Origin of the sequence: Nocardia anaemiae NBRC 100462 (genome assembly GCF_001612725.1) — a bacterium.
GTDB classification, from domain to species: domain Bacteria; phylum Actinomycetota; class Actinomycetes; order Mycobacteriales; family Mycobacteriaceae; genus Nocardia; species Nocardia anaemiae.
On sequence record NZ_BDAZ01000004.1, the window covers coordinates 75,617 to 95,907 of the forward strand.

Here is a 20,291-nt window from a genome sequence, read left to right on the forward strand (position 1 = left end):
CGCGTACCCATAACCGACGCGACAGTCCGCCTTCGAGCACCTTTGCCAACTCGTTGAGTACCCGGCTCGACCAACCGGTAAACGGCAGGTCACGGGCAGTCGGTTAGCGTCCGGCTACCTCCACCCTGCGCATGAAGACCTGAATTGTGCAAATTGCACGTGACATGCGGCACATTTCCGCCAGTGTCACCATTCGTCCCGATGGGACTGTTCCAGCCGGTTGAAGTTGCTCGGCCCGCCGTCGGCTCGTCGCTCCTGATAGCGGAACGTCAGTCGGCGCGCATCGAAGGTGGCGAACCATTCGTCCCAGCCCACGGCGCGCAGCACCGCGCCGCCGTACCCGGGGAAGTCGAACCGCAGTACGCCGAGGCGACCGTCGTATTCACTGCCCGGCATGGTGGCCGGACGCGCGCCGCGCTGCTCGGCCCACCGCCGGATCACATCATGACTGCGGGTGACGAGGAAGCGGCCGGGCTGCTGCGGGCCCTCGCCGCGAACGACTGATTCCGGCGGTTTCTTCAGCGACCTCGAAGCCCCCGGTCCGGCGTACGGATCTCGGGTGGCCGGTCGTCGCTGATCGTTCATGACGACCTCCTTGCGCGTCGGCATCAATAGTCCGGTTCTTCTTCGCGTACCCGCACCAAGCGCCGGGCAAACAGTGGATCCGGTCACTATGAAACACATTGCGCCACAATGCATTTCCCTCGTCAGTCAGTCGCGTAGCGCGGCGTCGCGCAACTTGCCGAGCGTTCTGGACAGTATGCGGGAGACATGCATCTGCGAAACCCCGAGCTGTTCGGCGATCTGGGACTGGGTCATGGACTCGAAAAAGCGCATGACCAGCACCTCGCGTTCCCGGTCGGGTAGTTCCTCGATCAGCGGCCGGACCGCCAGATAGTCCTCCACATACTGGTAGCTCGTCTCTTCCTCGCCGAGGCTGTCCAGCAGCGGTTGCGGCGCGTTCTCGATGTCGTCACCGGCCACCGCGTCGATCGAACTCGACTGATAGGCGTTGCCCGCGATGAGCGCCTGGGTCACCTCGACCAGGTCCACATCCAACTCCGCGGCGATCTCGCGGGCCCTTGGCAACCGGCCGAGCCGCTGCGATAACCCCTCGATGGTCGGACCGATGCTGAGCTGGATCTCCTTCGTGCGCCGTGGCACCCGAACCGCCCAGGTGTTGTCCCGAAAGTGCCTGCGCACCTCCCCCATGATCGTCGGCACCGCGAACGATAGAAACGAGGAACCACGCGACACATCGAAACGATCCACGGCCTGCACCAGACCCAAGCGGGCCACCTGCAGCAGATCGTCGAAGTTCTCCCCGCGCCCGGAGAATTTGCGTGCGATGTGTTCGGCCAGCGGTAGGCACCGGCCGATCAGCTCCTCGCGCAACAGTTCTCGACGGTGATCGGCCGGGTCGATGGCGGCGATCTTTTCGAAGAGCGGTTCGATATTGTCGTAACTGTCGCGGTGCGCTCTCGAATCAGCCGCCATCACTACTCCGCGCCCAGCTGAAGTCGACGACGGTCGGGTATCCGGAGACCGTGTTGTCGAACGGCTCCTGTGCCGCTGAGATCGACTGGGTCAGCGTGCGGACGATATGCCAGCCGAATCCGGCCTGACCGACCACCTTTTCCGACACCGCGACCGCGGCGACGCGCACGAACATCTCGTGATCGTTGTAGGTGAAATCACAATCCAAGTTGGAGCCCGGCGTTGCCTCCAGGATCAAGGAGGTGGCCACTTCATCGAGCGCCAGCCGGATGTCGACAACCTCATCGATCGCGAAATCCGCGATGAGCGCGACTGTTTCGGCGAGCGCGCGCAGCATGGTCAGCTGCTCCAACTCCGCGGGGATACGAACCCCTATCGTCGTCGTCTTCTCCGCCGCGGACTGGGAACTCCACTCCCCCATGCCCATCACCACCTCTTTTCCTCCGAGCCGACCAGAACCTGCCTTCGAGTCGGGGGCCATTCGCGACTTACCCGGCCGGTCGCCATCGAAACATTGCGACCGGTGTGGATTCGACTCAGTCGGCCTCGATCCGTTCATGCGCAGTCAACAGCAGATGATCGAATCGCGTGCGCAATTCCGCCATCGAATCGGTCAGCGTGCCGAGATCGGCGATCAAGCTGGCGGCCAGTGCCCGCAGTTTGGTATTGGTCTCCTGCGAGCGCCAGCTCAACACCCGGAACGCCTGTTCGGCGTTGATGCCGTAGACCAGCATCAACGCGCCCTTGGCCTGCTCGATCACCGCGCGCGCCGCATACAGTTCGGGCAGTGCGTCGTCGAGGGTCTCTTGCTGGCGCTCCTCGAGCGCGTCGGTGACATCGATGTAGTACCCCGACGTGCCGATCACGGTTTCCGACTCGTCGAGCATCTGATCGGCTACCACGATGACGTGGTGCACCTGACCGGTCGTATCGGTGATCCGGTGCCGACTGGAGAACGGCTGCGCGTTTTCGATGGACTTGGCCAGGGTGTCGGCGACCTGCGCCCGATCATCGGGATGCTTATGCGACAACAGCAGTTCGGTGGTCGGTGTCACCGTCCCCGGCTCGTATCCGTGCAAGCGCGCTACTTCGTCGGACCACTCCCACCGCTGGTCGGCGAACCAGAAGTTGAAGGTACCGACGCTCTGCGCCTTACCCATGCCGATGACCCGGCCCAAAGCGATCGCCTGCTCGGGCGAAACCGATCCACTCTCCGTCACAGCGCAAGTATGGAGTGTGATCATGCTCGGCGCCGGGATATCGGCTCGACCAGGGACTTAAGGCCTCATTATGTGTCCAGTGCGGCACGCATGGTCGGGAAATCAGAGCAGACCGCGCGTACTCCGGTGACGGCGAGCACCCGCTCTATCTCCCGGCGACCCGCGACGATCCGCACAGCGGGACCGCCGTGCGCGGCCCGCTGGGTGATCGCTCCGATGGCGGCCGCGACCCGAATGCTCAGGAACTTGGTGGCGCGCAGATCGAGGACAACCGCATGACACCGGGTCGTGACGGCGTATTCGAGCATCGCGCGGAACTCCGGGAGTGCGGCCGCATCGAGTTCTCCTTCGGCGCGCACCACCACACATTGTTTACGGCGATCGACGCGTTGCGCCCAGAACCGGTTGCGTGGTCGTTCACCGGCGGGGTGCTGCCCGTTTGATCGGTGCTGAAGAACGGCAGACATGTAAACCTCCCAGAGGGGATTCCGGCCCTGCGGGGCAGGATCGGATCGGCGGGAGGGCGGCGGTATCGGCGGTAGTAGGACGCATCGGTTTGTCGCCACGTTGGGTCAGGTGTCGCTACGCGCTCCCGCTGGCCGAGTCCTGCGCGGTTTACCGCGTCGGACTCAGGGTCGGCTGTAGTCTCAACCTGTCTTAGTCTGGCACGTCGCCTCGGTCCGATTCAACCGCCTGATCCGGCGCGACCGTTGCGCCAGCGCCATGGCGCCACCACCCAGGCCCCCGCGAAAAGCAGCGCGACCAGCACACCCGCCACCGCACCGGCGATGGTGCCAGCGACCGTAGCCATCACCAGAATCGTCGCACCGGTCAGCGCGAGGCCGAGCAGCGCGATCCCGGCCATCGCGCAGCGATGCGCCGCGGACACCACATTGCCCAACCGATGTTGCCGGAACAGAATCCGATGCCACGACACCGGCGCGACCAGGAAAACCGTCGCCCCCATCGCCGTGCAGACCGTGCCCAGATACAGCAGCCGCATCGGCTGCGACAGGGTGGTGAATCCGGCCTGGAACGGGAGGATCAGCAGCGCGCTGATCAAGAACTGCACACCGGTCTGCACGACCCGCAGTTCCTGCACCAGAGAGGCCCAATTGCGGTCCAGCCGTTGAGTTTCGGTCTCATGTCTGGCATTGCGATCCCATTCCTGATCATCGATGGTCACGGCTGGGCTCATCGCCTTTCGAAATCGTCACCATGGCCGCGCCTGGCTGTCGCGACCTTTGTTGGCGGCGTACCCGCGCCGCGGCGGCATACACCCCGCGAACCGCTGAGCGGTGTCCGCTGATTCGGTGTGCGACGCGCGGGTATGTCGAGGCTGACGCCGAGGCGATCGGCGGCATCGTTTCGAGGAGGAGCGATCCATCATGAGAATCACCGGAAACGGCCGAGGTCGCATCGCTGTGGTGGCCGCGGCCGCCGCGCTGGCAGTCCTGGCGAGCGGCTGCGAAGAGGCCCAGAAGGCGGTGAACAAGGGCGGTGACACGCCATGTAACGAATTCGTCGCGCAGGACAAGGACAAACAGCGCATCACGGTGACCAAATTCCTCGAGCAGGAACGCAACGGCAATGCACCGGCCACCAATGACCAGACCGTCGACGCCTCGATCGCCGCCATCGAATTGATGTGCAGGGCGCAGGCCAATCCGGACACCCCTATCCGCAAAGCCGACCTGACCGGCATTCTGGTGCCGAAGTAATTCTGGTGGCAAAGTAATGGGTTGCCGGACATATTGTCCGACAACCCATTACATGTCAGGTGCAGCGGCTATCGAGAATCACTGCCCTTGCTGGTGAGCGCGCTGGCGTTGTTCGTCGACCTTGGCTCCGGCGCGTTCCTTCTCGGCGGCCGCTTCCTTGCGGGCCGCTTCACGCTGTGATTCCGCCTTATCCTGCTGGGCCTTACCTTCATCCCGCAGGTCGTCGTTTCCGAAGACTGCGCCAGCGGCCTCCTTGACCTTGCCCTTGGCGTCTTCGACGACGCCTTCGACACCTTCGCGGGGACCACTCTTGTGCTCGGCCACGATATCTACCTCCGAAATATCGGTTTTCAGGTGGACATTCGCCGCATACCCGGGATCTCCCCGTTGAATCAGAACTCCGCATTTTTCATCCTGGATCGCCGAAATTCTGGCCGCATATCGGGATGTTTCGGCGGTGTGGCAGCGGTTATCGCCGGAACATGAGGTCCCTGTGGTTGAACGATGCCGAGGTGCCCGCCCGATTGCGGCTCACGCCGGGACTGCGGTTCGACACCGTCGTGATCGGAGCCGGGCTCACCGGCCTGGTGACCGCCCTGCTGCTGGCCGAGAGCGGCGTCGAGGTGGCGGTTGTCGAGAGTAAGCGAGTCGGAGCGGGCACCACCGGTGCCAGTACCGCGAAGATCAGTCTGCTGCAAGGCGTTCGAGCGCAACGGATCCGCGCTCGCCACGGTGATCGAGCGGTGACCGACTATGTCGCGGCCAATCGCGAAGGACAGCAGTGGCTGTTGCACTACTGTGCGGAGCATTCGGTGCCCGTACAGCGCGTCCCGGCGCTCACCTACGCCCAGTCCCGGGCCGAAATGTCCGCTGTGCGAAAGGAATACGAGGCGACACGGGCCGCCGGACTGGACACGACGCTCGTCGAGGAGCTCGATGTGCCGTTCCCGGCACACGGTGCGGTCCGGCTCGACGACCAAGCCCAGCTCGATCCGATGGCACTGCTGGCCAGCTTGGCCGCCGATATCGAATCGCGCGGCGCGCCGATCTTCGAATCCACCCGCGCCAAGGGCGTGCACAGCGGCGAGCACGACCGGTTGGTCATCGAAACCGAGCACGGCGATCTGGTCGCGCGCACGATCATCCTGGCCACCGGCACACCGATCCTCGACCGCGGTGGCTTCTTCGCCCGGCTCACCGCCGAGCGCTCCTATCTGAGCGCCTTCCGGGTCGCCGAGCCGATTCCGCGTGAAATGTTCATCAGCGCGGGCGAGCCGACGCGGTCGCTTCGGTATACCCCTGGACCCGATGGCGCGGATCTGCTGCTGGTCGGCGGCAATGGCCATGTGGTCGGCCGCACGAATACGGCCAGCCGCCGGGTCGACGAGTTGATCGCTTGGACACGGCGCTGCTTCCCCACCGCCGAACCGCTGCAGAGTTGGTCCGCGCAGGACTATCGCCCGGTCGACGAACTGCCGTACGTGGGTCCGCTGCTGCCCGGGCAGAATCACATCCTGCTCGCCACCGGCTACGCCAAATGGGGTTTGACCAACGGTGTCGCCGCGGCCTTGGCGCTGGCGGGCCGGATCAGCGGCAAACCGCCGCAGTGGGCCGATACTCTCGCCAGCTGGCGCCCCAGCGAACTCAAATCACTACCCGCCGCGGTATTTGTCAATAGCGCTGTGGCCCAACAACTTTCTTTCGGCTGGCTGCGCATGTTCGGCACCGGCCTCGGTGAAGTGCCCGCCGAGGGGTGCGGCCGCGTGGAACGCCATTGGCTGCGACCGACAGCCGTATGCACCATCGACGGCGCCACCACCGAGGTCTCCGCGGTCTGCCCGCATCTGGGTGGCATCGTGCGCTGGAACGACGCGGAGCAGTCGTGGGACTGCCCGCTGCACGGCTCCCGATTCGACGCCGACGGCACCCTGCTCGAGGGCCCGGCCACCAGCTCCCTGACGCCGATCTCCGGCCCGTTCCCCGGACATGTACCGCCAGCCTGATCGCTTCTCACAGAGCACGGCGGCCTGACACCGGGTAGGAATTCGATCGACGGCGGGGGACAATATTTGTACGGATGAATGTTCCAAGGTGACCTTTCGATAGATCACTTCGCCCACCGATCGAGGGGCGGAAACCGACGACATGCACCGAAACGGCGAGCGCCCGAAAGGGCTTTCTGTGTCCGCGTTGGCGGCGGTAGCGAACCCGTCGTACTCGCGAATGGACACGTGGAATCTGCTCGACGACGCGTGCCGTCGGCTCGCCGATGTCAACCGCGCCGGGCTCGACACCACCCACGAAGCCGCCCGGGTGCGGCGTCTCCTCGATCGTCTCGGCGCCTACGAGCGGTACTGGCTGTACCCGGGCGCGGCGCGACTGGCGGCGTTTCGCGGATATCTCGACGAACTCGCGACGGTGCGGCTCACCGAGGAGGTGTCGCTGGCGGTGCGCCTGCTCTCCGAGTACGGCGACGGTACCGCCGTGTTCGACACCTCCGCGCCGCTGGCCGATCAGGAACTCGTGGCGCGGGCCAAACAGCAGCAATTCTTCACCGTCCTACTCGGTGACGATTCCCCGCCCGAAGCACCCGAGAGCCTGGCGGAGAGTCTGCGGGCACTTCGCGACCCGTCCGAGGATGTGCGGTTCGAGCTGCTTGTCGTGTCCAGCATCGAAGACGCCATCACCGCCGTCGCGTTGAACGGCGAGATCCAGGCGGCGATCATCCGACACGACCTGCCGCTTCGTTCCCGCGACAGGGTGCCGTTGATGACCACATTGCTCGGCGTCAACGACGACGTGGTCGTGACCGATCGCACTCAGAGCTGGGTCGAATGTGGCGAGTGGATCAGGCAGCTGCGGCCGCATCTCGATCTGTATCTGCTGACCGACGAATCGATCGCCGCGGAGACCGAAGACGAGTCCAACGTCTACGACCGCACGTTCTATCGGCTCAACGATGTCACCGACCTGTACAGCACACTGCTCGCCGGGTTCCGGAGCCGGTTCGCGACACCGTTTTTCGGGGCCCTGCGTGCCTATGCGGCCGCGCCGGTCGGCCAATTCCACGCCCTGCCGGTCGCGCGTGGCGCCAGCATCTTCAACTCCAAATCGCTGCAGGATATGGGCGAATTCTACGGCCGCAACATCTTCATGGCCGAAACGTCATCCACCTCCGGCGGGCTGGATTCGCTGCTGGATCCACACGGCACGATCCGGCTGGCGATGGACAAAGCCGCCAGGACATGGTGTGCCGATCAGACGTACTTCGTCACCAACGGCACGTCAACCGCGAACAAGATCGTGGTCCAGGCGCTGACCCGGCCGGGCGACATCGTTCTGATCGACCGCAATTGCCATAAGTCGCACCACTACGGCCTGGTGCTCGCCGGGGCGTACCCGAGATACCTGGACGCCTACCCGCTCGAACCGTTCGCGATCTACGGAGCCGTGTCCCTGCACACCATCAAGAAGGCGCTGCTCGACCTCGAGGCAGCCGGACAACTGGACCGAGTTCGCATGCTGCTGCTCACCAACTGCACCTTCGACGGCATCGTTTACAACCCCCGTCGTGTGATGGAGGAGGTCCTGGCGATCAAGCCGGACATCTGCTTCCTATGGGACGAGGCGTGGTACGCGTTCGCGACCGCGGTGCCCTGGGCCCGGCAACGCACCGCGATGGTTTCCGCCGAACAACTCGAATCGATGTTGTCCTCGCCCGGGTACGCCGAGGAATACCGCACATGGCGTGCATCGATGCAGGGCGTCGAGCGCGCCGAATGGAGCAACCACCGGCTGCTTCCCGACCCCGAGCGCGCACGGGTACGCGTGTATGCGACGCATTCCACGCACAAGTCGCTGTCAGCGCTTCGGCAGGCGTCGATGATCCACGTTCGCGACCAGGATTTCAAAGCTCTCGCCCGAGAGGCGTTTGGTGAGGCGTTCTTGACCCACACTTCGACCTCGCCGAACCAACAACTGCTGGCGTCGTTGGACCTGGCGCGTCGGCAGGTCGACATCGAAGGCTTCCAGCTGGTCCGGCACGTATACGACATGGCGCTGGTCTTTCGTCACCGCGTCCGGAAGGACCGGCTGATCGGCAAGTGGTTCCGCATTCTCGACGAGGACGACCTGGTGCCCGACGAGTTCCGGTCCTCCGAAGTCAGCTCGTACCGACAGGTCAGACAAGGTGGTTTGGCGGAGTGGAACGAGGCGTGGCGGGCCGACCAATTCGTGCTCGATCCGACGCGGGTCACCCTGTTCATCGGTAAGACCGGCATGAACGGGTTCGAGTTCCGGGAGAAGGTCCTGATGGACCGGTTCGGTATCCAGATCAACAAGACCTCGATCAACAGTGTGCTTTTGATCTTCACGATCGGCGTCACCTGGTCGAGCGTGCACTACCTGCTCGACGTGCTGCGCCGGGTGGCCACCGACCTCGAGCACAGCCAGCGCGCGGCCGGAAAGGCCGATCGCGCCCTGCAACAGCGCCGCGTCGAGGAGATCACCAGGGAGCTGCCCGCGCTGCCCGACTTCAGCGAGTTCGACAGCGTATTTCGTCCCAACGGCGCCAGCTCGTTCGGTGACATGCGATCGGCCTTCTACGCCGGATATGAGGAGTCCGACCGCGAACACATCCTGCTCGGCGACGCCGGGCGACGGCTCGCCAAAGGCAAGACCCTGGTGTCGACCACTTTCGTGGTCCCGTATCCGCCCGGCTTTCCGGTGCTGGTCCCGGGGCAGGTGATCTCGAGGGAGATCCTGTATTTCCTGGCCGAGCTCGACGTCAAGGAAATCCACGGATACAACCCCGAACTCGGTTTGTCGGTCTTCACCGAGGCCGCACTCGCGCGGCTGGCCACAGCTCGGCACGCGATCGCCACGGCGTTCGACGGTGCGCCGCAGCCAGATCGGGCGCTGGATCGGATGCGGTCGCGATAGGGCGCGCAGGGCATCGGCGCGTGAGATCAGCTGGTCGCCCTGGATGGCGAGGATCGGATCACCAGTCGTCGGGTTCGTCGCCGCGAAGTCGTTTCAGGGCCAGGTCGATCCAGGATTCGAAGTAATTGGTCAGATCGCCGGTGGTGGCGGGGCGGATGGTGATGTGCTCGCGGGTTTGCTGCTGGATGTATCGGCCGTCGCCTTCGGCATCGAACCATCCGATGGCATACCAGGGCGCGGGGCGGCTGTGCAGGTACCCGGCGAGCAGGCCCGCGACACCCGCGCCGGAGCGGTGCTGAGTCAGACGATCGAACCGTTCCAGCGGACTGTTGCGACCATGGCCGTGGCCGTTATTGCCGGAACGCAGGTCCGCGATGTGGAAGGTGTCCGGTTTGGCGCTGCCCGGAGGAACCGAGGGCAGGATGGCGGCCAAGCGTGCCGCCAGCTGTTCGGTGCGGAACAGCCGACAGCGGATAGGGCTGTCGACACCGCCAGCGGCGGTCTGGGTGAGCATCACCGCGTGAAAGGGGGTCCGGGCGCCGAGGACGCGGTACTCACGGGATTCGCCCTTGCCGAGAACCGTTGAATCACCGGCGATTTCGATGCGCAGCTCGGAGGTGGTGAGGGTGTGCATGGCGAGGTTGATCTGCTCGGTTTCCTCGCTGTCGTAGCGGGCGCGCACGGCGGCTCGATGCGCGGCGACCTCATCGTTGGTGGCCAAACGGCTGACATAGCGCAGCGGATGCGGGAATCGGTCGTTCGCATCGCTGTACCACAGGGCCGCGAAATCGTCCGGTTCCCAACTCCATTCGGCCATCGTGGTCTTCCAATCAGCAACATGCGACGGCCCGGCAGCGTTCTCGGGCCGGTGTGTGCACCCTGAGATAGGCAGCGGGCCAATGAAATTCAGGTAACAGGTACTTCAGCCGCCGGTTTCGCCCGGCGGCCAGGGGATCAACTCGGTGTCGGTCCGGGTTCGGCGTGGTCGCCGCCGATCACGCCACCGGGAACAGTTTTCGGGGCGGGGCCGAGCAACTCTTCGGTGTTCTCCATGTTCCGAAGCCACTCGGGGAGCTGATGGGACTCGTCCTCGCCCTTGGATTGGCCACGGCCAGCGCCCATTCCACCCATTCCCATGCCCGTGGTGCCGGTGCTCGTGGTCGCCGCACGTACCGCGTTGGCTGTTGTGCCGGTGGCGGTCGGTGTACCGGGCACGCTACTGCCGGGCTTGCCCGTGGTGGTGCCGGAGGTGCCACCCAGCCCGCTGCCCGTGCTATCCAGTCCACTGCCCGTGCCGCCCGGGTAGCTGCTCGGCGTTGTCGAAGTGCTCGTTGTGGGGGTCACCGAACTCGGTTGGGTAGCGGACGTATTCGACGGAGTCTGCGATGACGAATTGGTACTCGTGGGAGTTGTCGACGACGGATCCTGCGAATTGTTCGTCTGATCGGTGGCGGGCTGCGAATCTTCCTTCTGGTCGCCGCCGTTGCCCTGGTTGCCGGTCCCGGACGTCGGGTTACCGTCACCGTTTCCAGTTGTCCCCGGGGTGTAGCCGTCGTTCTTGATTTCGGGTGCCTTGTACAACGGATCGGTTGGGCTGTTCGGCACCGGAAGCACCGGAATCTGCTTATCCGCTGAAACGAATGTATCGACGTAATGATTGCGCATGGCTTCTCGTGCGGCGCTCTCGCAATCGTTGCGCACCGCAGCGGAATTGGGGCCGTGGTAGATACCCAGGTTCCAGCTCTTCGGGTTGTACCAGGATCCGCCGTTCGGCGGTTTATCCACTGCGTTCTGGGTGTCGTTGACGCCCTTGGCCGCTGCTGAAACTCGATCGGCGAGGTTCTGCAGGGGTGTCGTCAAGTCCAATGCGGCCTTGGCGTATTTGCTGATCGCGTCCCGGGAACTATTGGCGGCAGCGCCGTCCCAGGCTGCGGAGCTCGAATGGTTGATCCGGTTGGCGAAAAGTTCTGCGGCCGAAGCCCAGCGGGTGGCGATCTGCGCATACTCGCTGGAGCCGTTGTGCGCCTCGGTTGTGTTCAGCGGAGTGAACGCGTTGTAGATCTGCCAATGGTTCCAGCTGTCGACATGTTCTCCGCCGCCGGGAATCTTTGATGGCTCATACGAATCGGTCATTTCGAGGCACCGATAGCCGGGGGCGCTGTCACGCCCAGTTGGGTTGGGGTGCCGATCTGGCTGGCTTCCACATTCGCCTTCAGCTCGTTATAGCGAGCGGCGAATTCTTGATCCTGCTCTACGTATTTTTCGGCGATTGCTCGGTGGAGGTTTTGGATGTTGTCGACGATCTCGTAGTGCTGCTGGAGAATGTCATAGACGTTGTTGTCCGAGTCGGTGGTTGGATTGACAATCATGGCTTTACCACGGAAACGAGCCACCAGCGTGTTGGCAGAGGTCATGCCATCCGTCGTCTCACCGAGGCCCCAATGCTCACGACGCGAGATCTTTTGCGCGATCCGCTGAAGTTGCGAGATCTCATCTTTGAATGCCTGGCAGTCGCGTTCAATGTAGACGAATTCGTCGGCGTTGACACGCACTTCGTTACTGAAACTGACGGTGAGCTTTCCGTCCTGGGCGTCCTTGATCGCACTGGCCAATGGCCCCCCCGATGACGGTGTCGTGGATTCGCCGCTCATAGTTCGTTTTCCTCCCCAGTGGTCTCCGGCCGGATCGACCGGAGGTGGTTCAAGTCTAGAGGGTGGCCGGTATCGCTGGAACAATCTGATCCGCGAGGCGCTTCGCGATCTCGCAAGAGTGCTGATTCCCAGACTTCCGGCGTGACGGTGGGTTATCGATGCTGATCTCAAGGCTGCCGCCTTTCAGCTCGACGTTGATTGCGCAGTCCGCGTGCGGATCCTGCCCGCTGACGTGGGACGTGAGTGCGGCTCGCCCGCCGACCGTGAGTTCCTCGTCGACCGTAAAGTCCTTGTTGGCTCGCACCATCGCCAGGGTTATGTTCGTGGTATCGATCGTGGCACCGTATCCGTCGGACTGAATCCAGCCGCAGCCGCGCCACTTGATGCCGCCCGGCCTATCTGTTTGGTCTGGTTCGGGCTTGATCAGCTGCTCCTGCTGAATCATCGACTGCGGAAGATCCTTACAGGCATCAAACCCCGCTGGCACATCCGCCGCGACGGTCGGCGTTACCGAAGTGCTGTTTGCGTTGCCGCCCTTCGATTCCCCACCAGAGTTGCATGCCGAAACCAGCATGATCAGCCCCGCACCGAGAACCACACCCCGGACCACACTGCTCCAGCTGGCCATCTCGTCCTCTCGCACCGGTGCCATCCCAGACCTGGGGTCGGACCGGCTTCCCCGCCCCCGCAAGCTCGTCTAGACCGTACCGGCCAGCTCACCAGCACGCAAAGCATTCCTGGCGGTTTCGATCCCGGAGGAACGCTGAATTAGGAAGAACCCCAGATGCCGAAGCACCTGGGGTCGCAATGAGTTCCCATACGCACGCCGTTCAGGACTGCTCGAACTCCCCGCCCTGCACACCCGCCGTAAAGGCATCCCACTCGGCGGGACCGAATACAAGTGCCGGGCCCATGGGGTTCTTCGAGTCCCGTACCCCGACCATGCCACCGTGGAGGTGAGCAACTTCCACGCAGTCTTTTGTCGAGCTGCTGCGGCTGCTCTTGTACCACTTCGCCCCGGACAGATCGACACTCACGCTCTGTGCTCCTTCGCCACAGCCAGGATCTTTCGCCTGGACTTGCTCTCATCCAACGCTACACGTCCGATCTCGGCGAGCGCAGTCCGATAAGGTGCCACCTCCGCCTCGCGTTCCAGGTAGAGGTCACCTGTGTATTCCTCCACGTAGACGATCGGCGGTTCCGTGAGCTTGGACTGCGGCAGGGGTGGAAACTCCATGAGCGAGCACGATCCGACGAGCACACCGAGATGGTTGCGGGCGTTGAACGGGACAACTCGTATCGAAACATTTGGCAGGGCACCGACTTCGGTCAAATGCCGCAGCTGTTCACTCATCACTGCTGGACCGCCCATCTCCTCGCGCAGTACAGCTTCCGAGAGCAATACCTCGACAGTGAATCCCGGATCCTCCAAGCGTCTCTGTCTGCGTATTGCCCATTCAATACGCTTCTCTATCAGCTCAGAAGGCAGCTCGGGAGACTCGATCCAAGCTATCGCACGGCGGTAGTCCGGCGTCTGGAGCAGACCCGGAAGTACGGCCACCTTCCATGCCGTCAGGCGACTGGCAGCCTCCTCCAAAGCCAGATAGTGGTCGAAGTCCCCGGTGATCTGATCGGCATACGAACGCCACCAGCCACCACCGCGTTCCCGCGCGGCTCGCACTTCCTGCACCAGTCCCAACAGGATTCGCCGTTCGTCGTCGGTGGCCGCGTAGGCGTCGCACAGGGCGTTGATCTGAAAGCTGGTGATCCGGGTCGATCGCCCCTCCTCGATGCGGCCGATCGATTGCGGGGAGGTTTCGGCCAGTCTGGCCGCCTCGGCTTGGTACATGCCCTTGACTGTCCGTAATCGGCGCAGTTCACGACCGAGGGCACGACGCGCGAGGGTACTGCCGGTAACGCTCATATCGTTAGCCTCACTATGTAGTGACCGGACTTTTGGAAGCCGTCAGCAGGTGGCGCTCACGTGGCGGTATCCGCGGAGAAAGTTTGGCGATAATACGACGGAAGCGGGCGATTGGGGATGCCGTTTTCCGAAGGCCGGGTGTGTACTTGCATCACCCCCGGTAGCCGGGAAGCGCCCACTGCCTGAGCGAAATAGTTTGTAGCACAGGTAGTTTCGGCCGCGGCTGCCCGGTATTCCAATCCCCCACACCCACATTCGGAGTATCCGCATGAACGGCCTGCCGGTAACGAACCATAGCGAATTGCCCGTGATGACAATCGAATACGCGCATCTGATCATGCAGAGCCACTTGGACTGCCAGGCGTCGATGTGCCCGGTCAAGGCGCAGGCGAAGAAGCGGCTCATCGAGGCCGGTCGGCTCGTCCCGGCCGATGTCCCACACCTGGGGTTCTGATATGGCCACAGATCCCATCCGGCACCAGCTTCCGCGCCATGCGATGTCACCGGCACAGATGCATCGGGAGATCGCCCACGACCGGCACGCCGACTGCACGGTGTGGACGTGTGAAATGTTGCGCCGCTGTTGGACCCGCCTGATCGAGACGGGGCATCCGCACCCCACCGATTCTCCCGCCGACTGCCCCAGTTGCACCAGATCCTCTGCCCGACAATAGATCTCGAATACGGAATAACCAAGGGATGCTGCCCAATGCTTCTGATCGTCCTCCCATCCCGTATGTGGCCGGTCTGTGCCGTGGTGGAACTTCATGCCGATCCGAGCGCGGAGAACACCGGTCAGGCGGGCCGATGAGCGCCAGAAAGCCGAACCGGCGCCAATCCGACCGCAATCCAGCACTGCCGCAACGTAATCCGTTCATCGGTCCCCCGGTCATCTACAGCGGTGCACCAGCCGATGTAGTCGAGCGGTTCGCGGACGCGGTCCGGGAATGGGCGAATCAGCCGGTGCCCGCCAAGCCATCCCAGTGGCTGGGTGTCGATTCCCCCGACACCGGGCGTGCTGACCGAGAAGGGGCGTGATGCGTCGAGATAGATTGCGGACCACCCGAACTCAGAACGGTGGCAAGCTCGCCGTGTGGCAGTTGGCAGGGGTCTCGGCCCGCATATTACGTGCGCAATTCACTTCCGAGTCCTTCGCCGCCTATTGCCTGCCCTCGCGCACGCCGCTTCCGGCAGCCCAACCCGGGACCGTCATATTCGATCCGTATCCCGATCTGGCGGCCGCTCGGGAATTACTCCCCGAGCACGACGACCTGTGGAACGCGCTTCGAGATGACTACTGGGCCGCACTGCGGACGGGTAAGCCACTGTGAGTACCTAATGAATCGAATGCGCGTGTACGGGCCGCCCGTGACCGCTGCGCCGGGTTGAGAACTCATCGCCATGTCGAGGCGAAGTCACTGCACAGTGACTTCGTTGTCCACGGGCTGCGCCCGCTGGAGAATCTCGTCGACGGTCTGCTCCACGGTGAGATCAGATGTGTCCAACCACAATCCGATGCGCGAGGTCTGCGCTCGCAGCACCTCATCCAGGCTGTCGACGGTGAACCCGTCGTAGGCGATCTTGTCCCGGCCCGCCTCGCGCGCGGCGACCGCGGCCGGTTTCGGTGCGAGCACCACCACATACCGCGGCCGGGTCCGGATGCGCTCGAGCGTGTAGGGCAGGAACTCCCCGAGCACGACATCCTGAATGATCGCGGTGAATCCGGCCGCGGCGTACGCATCGGCCGTGCGCGCGGCCAGCGTATGCCGTAACCGCAGTTGCTCCAATGCTTCCGTCGATGGTTCCGGACTCATCTCCGCCCGTCCACCGATAATGAAGCGCCGAAACGCATCCCCACGCACATGCGCCGAACGCGGCAACCGCTCCGCCAACGCCTGCGCAACCGTAGACTTCCCAGCAGCCTGGATACCGGTGATCAAATAAACAGCGGATCCCATACCCGCCATAATCGCAGCCGAGCGCTACTCATTTCGGGCGCGGTTGCTCAGCTAGCGCGGTGGATCGGATGCAGTCGTGATAGGGCGCGCACCGCGTCGGCGCGCGAAATGAGCTGGTCGCCATCGAGTTCGGCGATGGCCGCCTCCATCCATTCCCGGATCAGTGTCGACATGCCTATGCCGCGGCTGTCGGCGAGCTGCTTGACCCGGGTGTGCAGCTCCAGTGGCATGCGAATGGAGCTGGTCACCACTATGTCGTCGCCGGGGGCGAGTGGCGGCGGCGCCTTCTCCGGCGGGACCGGTTCGTCACTGAACCTCAGCCGATCCATGAACGCCGTCACTTCGTCCGGGGTGGACGGGAAATCCTGCTCGCTCATCACCCGTTCTCCTGTTCCCACTCCTCGAACATTTTCAGTTCGTCGGCGCGCATTTCCCGGGCGCCGATGATCAGCCAGGTCCACTGGTCCTGTTGGCGCGTCGCCACGATCAGCGGCCGCCCGGTGCCGGTGCGACCCCAGACGGACAACACCGTCACGTGCCCATCATCGGCGATCCGCGGCCAGCGCCGTGCGCCTTCGAGGACTTGGCGTACCTCCCTGGGGCCGATGCCGATCAGATGCGCGAACGCCCAGTCCGGCCACTCGAACCCCATGCCCACATACTACGCGCATAGTAACCGACCGATCGGTCCCAGTTTCATTTTTTGACGCAAGCTGGGTTCCGCCCGCGCGAAAACAACGGATTTGACGTCGCGTTCCGTGCGATCAAGCCCCGCGGGCGGCGATGCGTTCCAGCGCGGCGAGGTCCTTTTCCAGTATCCGGAACAGCCAATACACGCCGATGAAAGCCAGCGCACTGCTGATGCAGAGAAGCCGCAGCGTCACGATGACGGCGGAAAGGTCTTGGGACGGAATGAAAGTCGCGGCCGCGACACCCAGCAGCGGCACCGCTGCGGCGGCGGCCAGGAAGTACGTGCTGCGTACCTCGAGTCGATGCAGGCGGTGTGCATCCTGGGCGCCGAGTCCGCCGTGCGGGAGGAACATCGGATACAGCGACCGCACAGCGTAGAGGGTCACCAGGAAGTATGGGTAGGCCATTGCGACGCCGCACACGATTTGAGCGATGAAGAAGTAAACGTAGGACTCAACGGCGATATGGTTGCCGGTAGCCTCCATTATCACGGGGACCACCACGCCTGTGATCGCCCACAACGCACAGCAGATCAAGACGGTACGTTTGCCCAGCCGTAACGTGTCGGCCCTGGCTCGGGTGAGGGTGTCCGCGTTATAGGACCGGCCCTTGCGCAGCCCACGCGCGACCGACCAAAGCCTGGCGATCAGGATGTTGATGACGACGAAGCCAATCAGGAAGCCGACTCCATAGGCCACGAACGTCACCTGCTCGAAGCGATATTGAGCCTGCACGTCGAGGTTGTCGATGATCAAAAGGTGATTGTGGCGGTGGTTGTAGATGAGCGCGAGCGCATTCGGTACGGCGATAGCCAGCGCCATGATCGGGTGCATCAGCATGCGGGCACGCAGGCGCCAGCTTGTCGGCGGCGGGTCGATGAGGTTGCGGGCGCGGGCGTCGAGGCAGACTTCTAGCTGCTGGGCCATGTCGGCACCACGCGCCCAGCGGTTTTCCGGTTCGGGGTTGAGCGCCCGAACCAGGGCGCGCTGCAATGCCGCCGGGCAATCCCGGGGCAGATCCGAATACGGCAGCGCCTGTGGGCTGCGTGGTCGACGCTCCAACATCCCGGCCAAGGCGGCACGGTCATCGTCGGCCACGACATCGTCGTCGAACGGCTTGCGCCCGGTGAGCAATTCCCACAGCACGACGGCCAGGGCGTAGAGATCACTGCGAGTATCAAGATCGTTGGCCGTAATCGGCAGGTCCGGATGCAGCGCGGCGAGTTGCTCTGGTGACATGTACGCCAGCGAGCCGCCGAAGTAGGCGATGGGATTGTCGCCGGAGACGTTGCCGCTGAAGCTGATGTTGAAGTCGGCCAGCTTGGGGACGCCATCTGCGGTGAGCAGAACATTGGCCGGTTTGACGTCGCGGTGCAGCACCCCGGCGTTGCCCGCGTAATCGAGCGCCTCGGCTAGCCTGCGCCCGAGCCACGCGACGGTTTCTGGCCAGGACAACTCGGCCAGCTCCGCCCGCTGTGGCGATTCACTTGGCCGGATCTCGCCTTTCGCGGCAAGCACTTGATCGATCACCTCGAGCAGCATCACGCCACTGCGCTGAGCCTGCGGCGTAGCGCGGACGCGCTCGAGCACAGTGAAAAGCGTTCCGCCAGGCACATACTGCATGTACAGCAGACGCAACTTCCTGCGCTCCAGCACCCGCTGGTCGAAGATCCGCACGATGTAGTCGTGGTCGAGCTGAGCCAGCGTCTGTGGCTCGGTGCCGCTGTCACGGGAGATCTTCACTGCGACCAACCGCTGCATCGACCGTTGCCTGGCCAAGAACACCCGGGCAAAGGTGCCTCGTCCGAGACCGGCCATCAGGTCGAAGTCGTCGATCTTCTGTCCGGCGGCGAGGTCATCGAGGTTCGTCGGCTCGATCGGGACCGTCATCGCCGTGCTGTGGTAGTCGTCGGTGGCGAGCATCTCCGAGAGCTGGTCGCTCTGCTCGGGGTAGGCCGCGGTGTACTCGGCGACCGCGACCGAGCTACCCGCCTGCTTGCGGACGTGAAATTCCTCGTAGATCAGATCCGGTGGCAGCGGCCAAGTACGCAATTCCGGCAGTTCCTCGACGTAATCGGCCAGCCGTTTCGGCGTCTTGCCGTACCGCCACCGGTTGGCCAGGTCCACCTTGATCAATTCGATAAGTGACACGCGGCGGATCGCGGGGGATTCCGGCAGGTAGGCGGCCAGCTTCGGCGGTGTAGCCGCCGTCCGCCAGGCCTCGGCAAAGCGCTCCACTGCTTCGGCGACCCGATTGACCTGCAAATTTCCGGGCGCGCGGTCGAATTCGGCCGTCGCCTCCGGACCTGGCGAGGCGGGGGACGCCATGTGATCATCGTATCGCTGCCGCCGGGCTGAGGCCGACGTCAGGCCACGAAATCTCAGATATGAACCCCGAGTTGGGCCAGCCCATGGACGTTTCCGGAACGGACGGTCCTCGTGATGGCCGGATACGGACCGCAGCTGTGTCGGGTCATTCTCTGCTCTGAAGCGGCGCGGCGTATGCCCAATGCTCGATAAGAAGGCCGTCGACGACGCGGACCATGTCGACGCCGCCGGTCACGAAAGGCTTGCCAGTAGGTGCAGCGCCGAAGAAGTCACCGGTATGGGTGCCTCGGATGGTGTATCGGTTTGCGACCCATTCGCCGTTCTCCACGCTGTGCTCGGTGATCACTTCCATGTCGGGGCACCCGGCGCGCATCTGCTCCCACTTGCGCCGCCAGTCCTCTCGGGTGACCCGCACGCCTTGGTCGAGCGATTCCGGTGCGATGAGTCGCAGGCTGGTCTCGATGTCTCCATTGCGGCCCGCAATGATGGCTTGCACCACGGCCGCTGGCGATTTGGTGTCGGTCACGTCTCTCCTCTCACAAAACGGGGAGTAGTCCCCGATTGATAGGTCGACGATACGGGGAGTAATCCCCGGTTGGCAAGTACTCTGTGCCACATGACTTCTCCCCCTCCACGTCGGGCCGACGCGCAGCGGAATCGCGAACGTCTGCTGTCCGCCGCCGAGGCCCTCCTCAACGAACGAGGCCTGAGCGCCTCGCTGGATGACATCGCCAAGGCCGCAGGGGTTGGCAACGCCACGTTGTATCGCCACTTCTCTTCACGGGAAAAGCTGATCGAAGCCGTCTACGACCAGCGGATCCGGACGCTGTGTGACAGCGCAGGCAACCTGGAGGCATCTCGACCGCCCGGTGAGGCGCTGGTGGCCTGGCTTCGGGAAGTGGTCGTTCACATTACCGAGAGCCAGGTTCTGGGCGAGGCCTTCATGGCCGACTATGAAGGCCCCGCCGACATGGAGCCTCCGCAGGTCACAGCCTGGCACCGCGCGATCCACCAGGCCGCTGCGCCGCTGCTCAGCGCAGCGCAGGAGGTCGGCGCGATCCGTCGCGACCTCGGAGTGACCGAGTTGCTGGCCCTCACCACCGCCGTGGCCCGGGCTGGCAACCCGGCTCAGGCCATCCACTTCCTCGAGGTGTTACTAGATGGCGTTGTGCCCCGTGAGAACAACATGTTCGGCATGTAGCGAACGAGCGCAATGATCAGCGCTGCTGTGCCCCAGGCACGAGAGTTCGGATGTCCGCGCAGCTCGACGCCCGCGCCCGCGACGACGAACTACCGGGGCTGCTGCCGAGATCGATCCGAGGCCGCACCCAAGGAGCGGTGGATGCGTTGCCGGGCATTGGT

At 63.8% G+C, this 20,291-nt stretch carries 25 protein-coding genes; 7 read left to right on the top strand and 18 right to left on the bottom strand.

Features of this window, described 5'->3' with window-relative positions; translation table 11 throughout:
• Window positions 1-186 precede the first annotated feature (186 nt).
• The 6 genes from NA5_RS03715 to NA5_RS03740 all read right to left on the bottom strand — a co-directional run bounded on the left by NA5_RS03715 (window position 187) and on the right by NA5_RS03740 (window position 3,903).
• Entirely contained in the window at window positions 187-585 is a 399-nt protein-coding gene (locus NA5_RS03715) for a hypothetical protein (protein ID WP_245672076.1), read from the bottom strand.
• 126 nt (window positions 586-711) lie between these two features.
• Window positions 712-1,497, bottom strand: a complete 786-nt coding sequence (locus NA5_RS03720; RefSeq protein WP_062981904.1) for an RNA polymerase sigma factor SigF — start codon at window positions 1,495-1,497, stop codon at window positions 712-714.
• Complete coding sequence (locus NA5_RS03725) at window positions 1,487-1,918, bottom strand: ATP-binding protein (protein ID WP_062982375.1); 432 nt, start codon at window positions 1,916-1,918, stop codon at window positions 1,487-1,489. Before NA5_RS03725 ends, NA5_RS03720 begins: the two co-directional genes overlap by 11 nt.
• Before the next feature lie 115 nt (window positions 1,919-2,033).
• Window positions 2,034-2,741, bottom strand: a complete 708-nt coding sequence (locus NA5_RS03730) for a PAS and ANTAR domain-containing protein (protein ID WP_062981906.1) — start codon at window positions 2,739-2,741, stop codon at window positions 2,034-2,036.
• 44 nt (window positions 2,742-2,785) lie between these two features.
• Complete coding sequence (locus NA5_RS03735; RefSeq protein WP_062981908.1) at window positions 2,786-3,184, bottom strand: STAS domain-containing protein; 399 nt, start codon at window positions 3,182-3,184, stop codon at window positions 2,786-2,788.
• A 218-nt stretch (window positions 3,185-3,402) separates the two neighbouring features.
• The gene (locus tag NA5_RS03740) at window positions 3,403-3,903 is read right to left on the bottom strand and encodes a DUF6328 family protein (RefSeq protein ID WP_245672077.1); all 501 of its coding nucleotides are present in this window, start codon (window positions 3,901-3,903) and stop codon (window positions 3,403-3,405) included.
• 202 nt (window positions 3,904-4,105) lie between these two features.
• Between NA5_RS03740 and NA5_RS03745 the strand changes: the two genes are divergently transcribed.
• On the top strand, window positions 4,106-4,438 hold the full coding sequence (locus tag NA5_RS03745; protein WP_062981910.1) for a hypothetical protein: 333 nt from the start codon (window positions 4,106-4,108) through the stop codon (window positions 4,436-4,438).
• A gap of 78 nt (window positions 4,439-4,516) precedes the next feature.
• On the opposite strand, the gene mbp1 is transcribed toward NA5_RS03745, so the two are convergent.
• A complete protein-coding gene (gene mbp1, locus NA5_RS03750) occupies window positions 4,517-4,762 on the bottom strand; it encodes a microaggregate-binding protein 1 (RefSeq protein WP_062981911.1) in 246 nt (81 codons plus the stop codon).
• Between the two features lie 158 nt (window positions 4,763-4,920).
• Here mbp1 and NA5_RS03755 point away from each other — a divergent pair, with 158 nt between their 5' ends.
• Both NA5_RS03755 and NA5_RS03760 read left to right on the top strand, forming a co-directional pair.
• Window positions 4,921-6,441 (top strand): FAD-dependent oxidoreductase, encoded by a 1,521-nt coding sequence (locus NA5_RS03755; RefSeq protein WP_062981912.1) that lies wholly within the window; start codon window positions 4,921-4,923, stop codon window positions 6,439-6,441.
• A 142-nt stretch (window positions 6,442-6,583) separates the two neighbouring features.
• Window positions 6,584-9,379: an aminotransferase class I/II-fold pyridoxal phosphate-dependent enzyme gene (locus tag NA5_RS03760; RefSeq protein WP_062981913.1), complete on the top strand. Its 2,796-nt coding sequence runs from the start codon at window positions 6,584-6,586 to the stop codon at window positions 9,377-9,379.
• 58 nt (window positions 9,380-9,437) lie between these two features.
• Here NA5_RS03760 and NA5_RS03765 read toward each other — a convergent pair whose 3' ends face one another.
• From NA5_RS03765 to NA5_RS03790, 6 genes are all read right to left on the bottom strand, one after another.
• Window positions 9,438-10,196, bottom strand: a complete 759-nt coding sequence (locus NA5_RS03765) for an ESX secretion-associated protein EspG (RefSeq protein WP_062981914.1) — start codon at window positions 10,194-10,196, stop codon at window positions 9,438-9,440.
• Between the two features lie 137 nt (window positions 10,197-10,333).
• On the bottom strand, window positions 10,334-11,512 hold the full coding sequence (locus tag NA5_RS03770; RefSeq protein WP_062981915.1) for a WXG100 family type VII secretion target: 1,179 nt from the start codon (window positions 11,510-11,512) through the stop codon (window positions 10,334-10,336).
• Entirely contained in the window at window positions 11,509-12,030 is a 522-nt protein-coding gene (locus NA5_RS03775; protein WP_062981917.1) for a hypothetical protein, read from the bottom strand. The genes NA5_RS03770 and NA5_RS03775 overlap by 4 nt, the downstream gene beginning before the upstream one ends.
• Before the next feature lie 55 nt (window positions 12,031-12,085).
• Window positions 12,086-12,673, bottom strand: a complete 588-nt coding sequence (locus NA5_RS03780; protein WP_245672078.1) for a DUF3558 domain-containing protein — start codon at window positions 12,671-12,673, stop codon at window positions 12,086-12,088.
• A 187-nt stretch (window positions 12,674-12,860) separates the two neighbouring features.
• Complete coding sequence (locus NA5_RS03785; RefSeq protein ID WP_062981921.1) at window positions 12,861-13,067, bottom strand: DUF397 domain-containing protein; 207 nt, start codon at window positions 13,065-13,067, stop codon at window positions 12,861-12,863.
• Window positions 13,064-13,954 (bottom strand): helix-turn-helix domain-containing protein, encoded by an 891-nt coding sequence (locus NA5_RS03790; protein WP_063813172.1) that lies wholly within the window; start codon window positions 13,952-13,954, stop codon window positions 13,064-13,066. The genes NA5_RS03785 and NA5_RS03790 overlap by 4 nt, the downstream gene beginning before the upstream one ends.
• Before the next feature lie 307 nt (window positions 13,955-14,261).
• Between NA5_RS03790 and NA5_RS03795 the strand changes: the two genes are divergently transcribed.
• The 3 genes from NA5_RS03795 to NA5_RS03805 all read left to right on the top strand — a co-directional run bounded on the left by NA5_RS03795 (window position 14,262) and on the right by NA5_RS03805 (window position 15,285).
• Window positions 14,262-14,408, top strand: a complete 147-nt coding sequence (locus NA5_RS03795) for a hypothetical protein (protein WP_245672079.1) — start codon at window positions 14,262-14,264, stop codon at window positions 14,406-14,408.
• A gap of 353 nt (window positions 14,409-14,761) precedes the next feature.
• Window positions 14,762-14,992, top strand: a complete 231-nt coding sequence (locus NA5_RS03800) for a hypothetical protein (RefSeq protein ID WP_062981927.1) — start codon at window positions 14,762-14,764, stop codon at window positions 14,990-14,992.
• The gene (locus tag NA5_RS03805; protein WP_062981928.1) at window positions 14,992-15,285 is read left to right on the top strand and encodes a hypothetical protein; all 294 of its coding nucleotides are present in this window, start codon (window positions 14,992-14,994) and stop codon (window positions 15,283-15,285) included. Before NA5_RS03800 ends, NA5_RS03805 begins: the two co-directional genes overlap by 1 nt.
• A gap of 84 nt (window positions 15,286-15,369) precedes the next feature.
• On the opposite strand, the gene NA5_RS03810 is transcribed toward NA5_RS03805, so the two are convergent.
• The 5 genes from NA5_RS03810 to NA5_RS41160 all read right to left on the bottom strand — a co-directional run bounded on the left by NA5_RS03810 (window position 15,370) and on the right by NA5_RS41160 (window position 19,455).
• The gene (locus NA5_RS03810) at window positions 15,370-15,912 is read right to left on the bottom strand and encodes an AAA family ATPase (RefSeq protein WP_245672080.1); all 543 of its coding nucleotides are present in this window, start codon (window positions 15,910-15,912) and stop codon (window positions 15,370-15,372) included.
• Window positions 15,913-15,959: 47 nt separating this feature from the next.
• Window positions 15,960-16,289: a hypothetical protein gene (locus NA5_RS03815; RefSeq protein ID WP_062981932.1), complete on the bottom strand. Its 330-nt coding sequence runs from the start codon at window positions 16,287-16,289 to the stop codon at window positions 15,960-15,962.
• Window positions 16,289-16,564: a hypothetical protein gene (locus tag NA5_RS03820; RefSeq protein WP_062981935.1), complete on the bottom strand. Its 276-nt coding sequence runs from the start codon at window positions 16,562-16,564 to the stop codon at window positions 16,289-16,291. Before NA5_RS03820 ends, NA5_RS03815 begins: the two co-directional genes overlap by 1 nt.
• A 112-nt stretch (window positions 16,565-16,676) precedes the next feature.
• On the bottom strand, window positions 16,677-18,929 hold the full coding sequence (locus NA5_RS03825; RefSeq protein WP_084483857.1) for a serine/threonine-protein kinase: 2,253 nt from the start codon (window positions 18,927-18,929) through the stop codon (window positions 16,677-16,679).
• A gap of 145 nt (window positions 18,930-19,074) precedes the next feature.
• A complete protein-coding gene (locus NA5_RS41160; protein ID WP_062981937.1) occupies window positions 19,075-19,455 on the bottom strand; it encodes an ester cyclase in 381 nt (126 codons plus the stop codon).
• 90 nt (window positions 19,456-19,545) lie between these two features.
• On the opposite strand from NA5_RS41160, the gene NA5_RS03835 reads away from it, so the two are divergent.
• Window positions 19,546-20,130 (top strand): TetR/AcrR family transcriptional regulator, encoded by a 585-nt coding sequence (locus tag NA5_RS03835; protein ID WP_063813192.1) that lies wholly within the window; start codon window positions 19,546-19,548, stop codon window positions 20,128-20,130.
• Window positions 20,131-20,291 lie beyond the last annotated feature (161 nt).

What these genes read in the sequence shown, in the direction of transcription:
- NA5_RS03715 (WP_245672076.1), bottom strand. Translation starts at nt 585, where the DNA reads ATGAACGATCAGCGACGACCGGCCACCCGAGATCCGTACGCCGGACCG.
- NA5_RS03720 (WP_062981904.1), bottom strand. Translation starts at nt 1,497, where the DNA reads ATGGCGGCTGATTCGAGAGCGCACCGCGACAGTTACGACAATATCGAA.
- NA5_RS03725 (WP_062982375.1), bottom strand. Translation starts at nt 1,918, where the DNA reads ATGGGGGAGTGGAGTTCCCAGTCCGCGGCGGAGAAGACGACGACGATA.
- NA5_RS03730 (WP_062981906.1), bottom strand. Translation starts at nt 2,741, where the DNA reads ATGATCACACTCCATACTTGCGCTGTGACGGAGAGTGGATCGGTTTCG.
- NA5_RS03735 (WP_062981908.1), bottom strand. Translation starts at nt 3,184, where the DNA reads ATGTCTGCCGTTCTTCAGCACCGATCAAACGGGCAGCACCCCGCCGGT.
- NA5_RS03745 (WP_062981910.1), top strand. Translation starts at nt 4,106, where the DNA reads ATGAGAATCACCGGAAACGGCCGAGGTCGCATCGCTGTGGTGGCCGCG.
- NA5_RS03755 (WP_062981912.1), top strand. Translation starts at nt 4,921, where the DNA reads ATGAGGTCCCTGTGGTTGAACGATGCCGAGGTGCCCGCCCGATTGCGG.
- NA5_RS03760 (WP_062981913.1), top strand. Translation starts at nt 6,584, where the DNA reads ATGCACCGAAACGGCGAGCGCCCGAAAGGGCTTTCTGTGTCCGCGTTG.
- NA5_RS03765 (WP_062981914.1), bottom strand. Translation starts at nt 10,196, where the DNA reads ATGGCCGAATGGAGTTGGGAACCGGACGATTTCGCGGCCCTGTGGTAC.
- NA5_RS03770 (WP_062981915.1), bottom strand. Translation starts at nt 11,512, where the DNA reads ATGACCGATTCGTATGAGCCATCAAAGATTCCCGGCGGCGGAGAACAT.
- NA5_RS03775 (WP_062981917.1), bottom strand. Translation starts at nt 12,030, where the DNA reads ATGAGCGGCGAATCCACGACACCGTCATCGGGGGGGCCATTGGCCAGT.
- NA5_RS03790 (WP_063813172.1), bottom strand. Translation starts at nt 13,954, where the DNA reads ATGAGCGTTACCGGCAGTACCCTCGCGCGTCGTGCCCTCGGTCGTGAA.
- NA5_RS03800 (WP_062981927.1), top strand. Translation starts at nt 14,762, where the DNA reads ATGAGCGCCAGAAAGCCGAACCGGCGCCAATCCGACCGCAATCCAGCA.
- NA5_RS03805 (WP_062981928.1), top strand. Translation starts at nt 14,992, where the DNA reads ATGCGTCGAGATAGATTGCGGACCACCCGAACTCAGAACGGTGGCAAG.
- NA5_RS03810 (WP_245672080.1), bottom strand. Translation starts at nt 15,912, where the DNA reads ATGGGATCCGCTGTTTATTTGATCACCGGTATCCAGGCTGCTGGGAAG.
- NA5_RS03815 (WP_062981932.1), bottom strand. Translation starts at nt 16,289, where the DNA reads ATGAGCGAGCAGGATTTCCCGTCCACCCCGGACGAAGTGACGGCGTTC.
- NA5_RS03820 (WP_062981935.1), bottom strand. Translation starts at nt 16,564, where the DNA reads ATGGGGTTCGAGTGGCCGGACTGGGCGTTCGCGCATCTGATCGGCATC.
- NA5_RS03825 (WP_084483857.1), bottom strand. Translation starts at nt 18,929, where the DNA reads ATGGCGTCCCCCGCCTCGCCAGGTCCGGAGGCGACGGCCGAATTCGAC.
- NA5_RS03835 (WP_063813192.1), top strand. Translation starts at nt 19,546, where the DNA reads ATGACTTCTCCCCCTCCACGTCGGGCCGACGCGCAGCGGAATCGCGAA.